5 protein-coding genes, 1 pseudogene and 1 other annotated feature are annotated in these 5,420 nt (G+C 43.2%); of the genes and pseudogenes, 5 read left to right on the top strand and 1 reads right to left on the bottom strand.

Translation table 11 applies throughout. The annotated features are described in order from the left end of the window. The 3 genes and pseudogenes from HP456_RS19240 to rplL form a co-directional block, all read left to right on the top strand. Nucleotides 1-132: pseudogene (locus HP456_RS19240) on the top strand (50S ribosomal protein L1); the annotation flags it as partial. Nucleotides 133-183: 51 nt separating this feature from the next. After that, nucleotides 184-328: a sequence feature (ribosomal protein L10 leader region), on the top strand. A gap of 42 nt (nucleotides 329-370) precedes the next feature. Then, entirely contained in the window at nucleotides 371-871 is a 501-nt protein-coding gene (gene rplJ / locus HP456_RS19235; RefSeq protein ID WP_172254096.1) for a 50S ribosomal protein L10, read from the top strand. Between the two features lie 59 nt (nucleotides 872-930). After that, nucleotides 931-1,290: a 50S ribosomal protein L7/L12 gene (gene rplL / locus HP456_RS19230; RefSeq protein WP_172254094.1), complete on the top strand. Its 360-nt coding sequence runs from the start codon at nucleotides 931-933 to the stop codon at nucleotides 1,288-1,290. Nucleotides 1,291-1,370: 80 nt separating this feature from the next. On the opposite strand, the gene HP456_RS19225 is transcribed toward rplL, so the two are convergent. After that, nucleotides 1,371-1,580 (bottom strand): hypothetical protein, encoded by a 210-nt coding sequence (locus HP456_RS19225; RefSeq protein WP_172254092.1) that lies wholly within the window; start codon nucleotides 1,578-1,580, stop codon nucleotides 1,371-1,373. A gap of 84 nt (nucleotides 1,581-1,664) precedes the next feature. Here HP456_RS19225 and HP456_RS19220 point away from each other — a divergent pair, with 84 nt between their 5' ends. Both HP456_RS19220 and rpoB read left to right on the top strand, forming a co-directional pair. Beyond that, nucleotides 1,665-2,264, top strand: a complete 600-nt coding sequence (locus HP456_RS19220) for a class I SAM-dependent methyltransferase (protein ID WP_172254090.1) — start codon at nucleotides 1,665-1,667, stop codon at nucleotides 2,262-2,264. A 239-nt stretch (nucleotides 2,265-2,503) separates the two neighbouring features. Next, nucleotides 2,504-5,420, top strand: a 2,917-nt coding sequence (gene rpoB / locus HP456_RS19215; RefSeq protein ID WP_172254088.1) for a DNA-directed RNA polymerase subunit beta, incomplete at its 3' end; no start/stop codon positions are given.

The raw sequence follows: 5,420 nt of genomic DNA, 5'->3' as shown, positions 1-5,420 counted from the left end.
ACTATGTACGACACAATGCTTAAAGCTAAACCTTCTGCAGCTAAAGGGACATACATGAAGAACGTTGCTGTTACTTCTACTATGGGTCCTGGCGTTAAAGTTGATCCTTCAACTTTTGCAGTTAAGGCATAATTTGGTATTGACTTAACATGAACTAATCATTATAATTGGTTCTGTTGTTAAAAAACGAATACATTTGTACCGTAGACAGCAGGTGCTCTTCCGGAGCTTAATTTCCTGCCGAGGTAATTGCGATAAAAGATGCGCCTAAAGCGTGTTAGCGATGCCCTTATGTCTACCTTGATATAAGGGCATTTTTTATTGGATGACGGTATAAATGTTCATCAGTCAATCTACAGGAGGTGTAATGATGAGCAGCATTCTAGAACAAAAGCAACACATCGTCGGAGAAATCTCTGACAAACTAAAGAACAGTGTATCTACAATCATCGTAGACTACCGTGGTCTTGATGTTTCTGAAGTAACCGAGCTTCGTAAACAACTTCGTGAAGCTGGCATCGACTTCAAAGTGTACAAAAACACAATGACTCGTCGTGCTGCAGCAGAAGCTGGTCTTGAAGGGTTAAACGAATTCTTAACTGGTCCAAACGCAATCGCGTTCAGTTCAGAAGAAGTTGTAGCTCCTGCCAAGATTCTTAATAACTTCGCTAAAGATCACGAAGCACTTGAAATCAAAGCTGGTGTTATCGAAGGTACAGTCACATCTGTTGAAGATGTTAAAGCTATCGCTGAACTTCCAAGCCGCGAAGGTCTTCTTTCTATGCTACTCAGCGTGCTTCAAGCTCCAATGCGCAACTTCGCATTGGCAACAAAAGCCGTTGCAGACCAAAAAGAAGAACAAGGCGCGTAAGTTAAACAGAGCCGCTTGAATAATAATTATGAACCAACATACTAAGGAGGAAATTTAAAATGAGTAAAGAGCAAATCATTGACGCGATTAAAGAAATGTCAGTTCTTGAATTAAACGATCTAGTAAAAGCAATCGAAGAAGAATTTGGAGTAACTGCTGCAGCACCTGTAGCTGTAGCTGGTGGCGGAGCAGAAGCTGCTGCTGAAAAAACTGAATTTGACGTTGTTCTTGAGAGCGCTGGTTCTCAAAAGATCAAAGTTATCAAAGCTGTTCGTGAAATCACAGGTCTTGGACTTAAAGAAGCGAAAGAACTTGTTGACAACACTCCAAAAGCTCTTAAAGAAGGCATTTCTAAAGAAGAAGCTGAAGAGCTTAAAGCTAAACTTGAAGAAGTTGGCGCTGGCGTAGAAGTTAAGTAATAATCGCATAGAAGAAAAGCTCGCTTTATAAGCGGGCTTTTTTCTTCTTTTGGTTATCACTTTATATTGCCGCTGTTGGTTTACGTACAAGACTTCGCTTCACGTTGGCGGCTGGAAAGCATCCTCTTCCAATGGGGAACTGTTCTGGCTGCAGGGCTTAGTGGCACACGGCATAAGCCAATCCGACCAAGAAGGCAAAGGACGCCTTCCAGGTCGCTTCGTCTTATGCCGCCCGCCTTTGTACAAAGTCCTTCCGCTTTTCCATCAGGAGTCTTCGTCTTGCACTCCATCCAACAGCTGCTTTTCACTTTTACTAATGAACACAGACTTAAACACATTCTTGCTTTAAGTACATGAAAGATGGAGGTGTAATAATGACTAATCACTACTATTCCAGTAAGCCTGAAGTAGAAAGTAATCCTCAAACCATACAATTTGAACTCAGGGGTTGTCCCTTCCGATTCAAAACGGACCAGGGAGTCTTTTCGAAGAGAGAAGTGGATTTCGGTTCACGAACATTGATCGAAAACTTCGAGCTGCCAGAAACAGAAGGTGACTTGTTGGATGTCGGCTGCGGTTACGGACCGATCGGTTTGGCTTTGGCCAAAGATTTTAACGACCGGAAGGTTCATATGGTCGATGTAAACGAAAGAGCCCTGACGCTTGCAAGTGAAAATGCAAAAGTGAATGGTGTAGGGAATGTTAATATCTACCAAAGCGACCGCTATCAAAATGTAAAAGAAATGAGCTTTGCGGCAATCCTTACGAACCCTCCAATCAGGGCAGGTAAGGAAACCGTTCATTCCATTCTTTCCGAGAGCTATGACTACTTAGCGGAAAAAGGTGAATTGTGGGTCGTTATTCAGAAGAAGCAAGGTGCTCCATCTGCCATGGATAAAATGGAAGAACTGTTTTCAAATGTAGATGTTGTCGCCAAAAAGAAAGGCTATTACATTTTGAAATCGGTAAAATAAATCCGTTGACGTAGCTTTAGCGCTATGATAACATTATAAAATGCAAAAATATTATTTTCCGGTATTGTGTCCTTATGTATACATATTGGATAAATTGGAAAAGATTATAAAATAATAGTTCGTCATATGAAAATGAGGTTTTATCATTAAAACCCTTTTTCTTTTTGTCTTGTGTAGAGTGCATATCTACTATAGACATATAGACACAACCAAAACGCTTGATTTGAGGGGTGAATCAGTTGACAGGTCAACTAGTTCAGTATGGACGACACCGCCAACGCAGAAGTTTTGCGCGTATCAGTGAAGTTTTAGAATTGCCGAATCTAATCGAAATTCAAACTTCCTCGTATCAATGGTTTCTTGATGAGGGGTTAAGAGAAATGTTCCGTGACATTTCTCCGATTGAGGACTTCACTGGTAATCTCTCTTTAGAATTTATTGATTATAGTCTGGGAGAGCCAAAGTACTCGGTGGAAGAATCAAAGGAAAGAGATGTAACTTACTCTGCGCCGCTTAGGGTGAAAGTCCGTCTTGTGAATAAGGAAACTGGAGAAGTGAAAGATCAAGACGTATTTATGGGTGACTTCCCATTGATGACGGATACAGGTACTTTTGTCATTAATGGAGCTGAGCGTGTCATCGTATCTCAGCTTGTACGTTCACCTAGTGTGTACTTTAGCGGAAAAGTAGATAAGAACGGAAAGAAAGGGTTTACTGCTACCGTTATACCAAACCGCGGAGCTTGGCTTGAGTATGAAACAGATGCAAAAGATGTTGTATATGTGCGAATTGATCGAACTCGCAAACTGCCGGTAACGGTTCTTTTACGTGCCCTTGGGTTTGGCTCTGATCAAGAAATCATCGATTTAGTCGGTGATAATGAGTACATTCGTAACACGCTCGAGAAGGACAATACGGAAGGTATCGACAAAGCATTGCTTGAAATCTATGAGCGTCTGCGTCCGGGAGAACCTCCTACAGTAGAAAATGCTAAAAGTTTACTCGTTTCACGTTTCTTTGATCCAAAGCGTTATGACTTGGCAAACGTTGGACGTTATAAGATGAATAAAAAACTGCACATTAAGAACCGTTTATTCGGCCAGACTCTAGCAGAAACTCTAGCAGATCCTGAGACGGGTGAAATTTTGGCAGAGAAAGGCACGGTTTTGGACCGTCGTGCTCTTGATAAAGTCATTCCATATCTAGAACAAGGAATCGGCTTCAAGACGTATCAGCAGTCCGGTGGAGTATTGGAAGAAGATGTTCTTCTCCAATCTATTAAGATTTACTCTCCAAACGAAGAGGGAGAACAAGAGATTAATGTAATCAGCAATGCGTATGTAGATGAAAATGTCAAATACATCACACCTGCCGACATCATTTCTTCCATCTCTTACTTCTTCAACTTACTGCATGGAGTAGGATTCACAGATGATATTGACCACTTAGGCAACCGTCGTTTGCGTTCGGTTGGCGAATTGTTACAGAATCAATTCCGTATCGGTCTTTCCCGTATGGAGCGTGTAGTCCGTGAAAGAATGTCCATTCAGGACACGAACACGATTACTCCGCAGCAATTGATCAACATTCGTCCGGTCATTGCTTCTATTAAAGAGTTCTTTGGAAGCTCTCAGTTATCTCAATTCATGGATCAAACGAATCCTTTAGCCGAACTGACGCATAAACGCCGTCTTTCTGCATTAGGACCTGGTGGTTTGACTCGTGAGCGTGCCGGCTTCGAAGTTCGTGACGTTCACTATTCCCACTATGGACGTATGTGTCCGATTGAAACACCAGAGGGGCCGAACATCGGACTGATCAACTCACTTTCTTCATTTGCGAAGGTGAATAAATTCGGATTTATCGAAACACCATATCGTCGTGTCGATCCCGATACAGGCAAAGTAACAGATCGTATCGATTATTTAACAGCCGACGAAGAAGACAACTATGTAGTGGCACAGGCGAATGCCCGTCTTGGTGACGATGGTTCATTCCTTGATGAAGAAGTTATCGCCCGTTTCCGTGGTGAAAACACGGTAATCAAGAGAGAGCGGCTTGACTACATGGATGTATCACCGAAACAAGTAGTATCAGCTGCGACGGCATGTATTCCTTTCTTGGAAAACGATGACTCCAACCGTGCTCTTATGGGAGCGAACATGCAGCGTCAGGCAGTGCCTCTTATGAATCCGGAATCTCCGATAGTAGGAACTGGTATGGAACACGTATCAGCGAAAGACTCCGGAGCTGCAGTCATCTGTAAGTACGAAGGTATTGTCGAAAAGGTTGAGGCGAAACAAGTTTGGGTTCGCCGTGTGAAAGAAATCGATGGTCAGGAAGTGAAGGGTGACCTCGATAAGTATCGTATGCAAAAATTCATCCGCTCCAATCAGGGAACTTGCTACAACCAGCGTCCGATCGTAAGTGAAGGCGACCGTGTAGTAACAGGGGAAATCCTTGCTGACGGTCCTTCCATGGAGAAAGGCGAATTAGCCTTAGGACGTAACGTCATGGTTGGTTTCATGACTTGGGATGGTTACAACTATGAAGATGCGATTATCATGAGTGAGCGTCTTGTGAAAGACGACGTATATACTTCCATTCATATTGAAGAATATGAGTCTGAGTCCCGTGATACGAAACTTGGACCTGAAGAGATTACTCGTGATATCCCGAATGTCGGTGAGGATGCATTGCGCAACCTTGACGAACGTGGAATTATCCGCATTGGTGCAGAAGTGAAAGATGGCGACTTGCTTGTTGGTAAAGTAACGCCTAAAGGTGTAACAGAGTTGACTGCTGAAGAACGCCTGTTACATGCGATCTTCGGTGAGAAGGCTCGTGAAGTAAGAGATACATCCCTTCGAGTACCGCATGGCGGCGGAGGAATTATCCTTGATGTTAAAGTCTTCAACCGTGAAGACGGCGACGAATTACCGCCGGGTGTCAACCAGCTGGTCCGCGTCTACATCGTTCAGAAACGTAAGATTTCTGAAGGTGACAAGATGGCCGGCCGACATGGTAACAAGGGTGTTATCTCGAAGATCTTACCTGAGGAAGACATGCCGTATTTACCAGACGGCACACCAATCGATATCATGCTTAACCCATTAGGGGTACCATCACGTATGAACATCGGTCAGGTGCTTGAGC

This window comes from Bacillus haikouensis, assembly GCF_013179555.1.
Classification (GTDB): domain Bacteria; phylum Bacillota; class Bacilli; order Bacillales; family Bacillaceae_B; genus Rossellomorea; species Rossellomorea haikouensis_A.
Note: the sequence above shows the minus strand (reverse complement) of the source record. Positions and strands in the feature narration are given on the sequence as shown.

Excerpts from the sequence above, each read along its gene's own strand:
- HP456_RS19225 (WP_172254092.1), bottom strand. The coding sequence starts at position 1,580 with ATGGAGTGCAAGACGAAGACTCCTGATGGAAAAGCGGAAGGACTTTGT.
- rplJ (WP_172254096.1), top strand. The coding sequence starts at position 371 with ATGAGCAGCATTCTAGAACAAAAGCAACACATCGTCGGAGAAATCTCT.
- HP456_RS19220 (WP_172254090.1), top strand. The coding sequence starts at position 1,665 with ATGACTAATCACTACTATTCCAGTAAGCCTGAAGTAGAAAGTAATCCT.
- rplL (WP_172254094.1), top strand. The coding sequence starts at position 931 with ATGAGTAAAGAGCAAATCATTGACGCGATTAAAGAAATGTCAGTTCTT.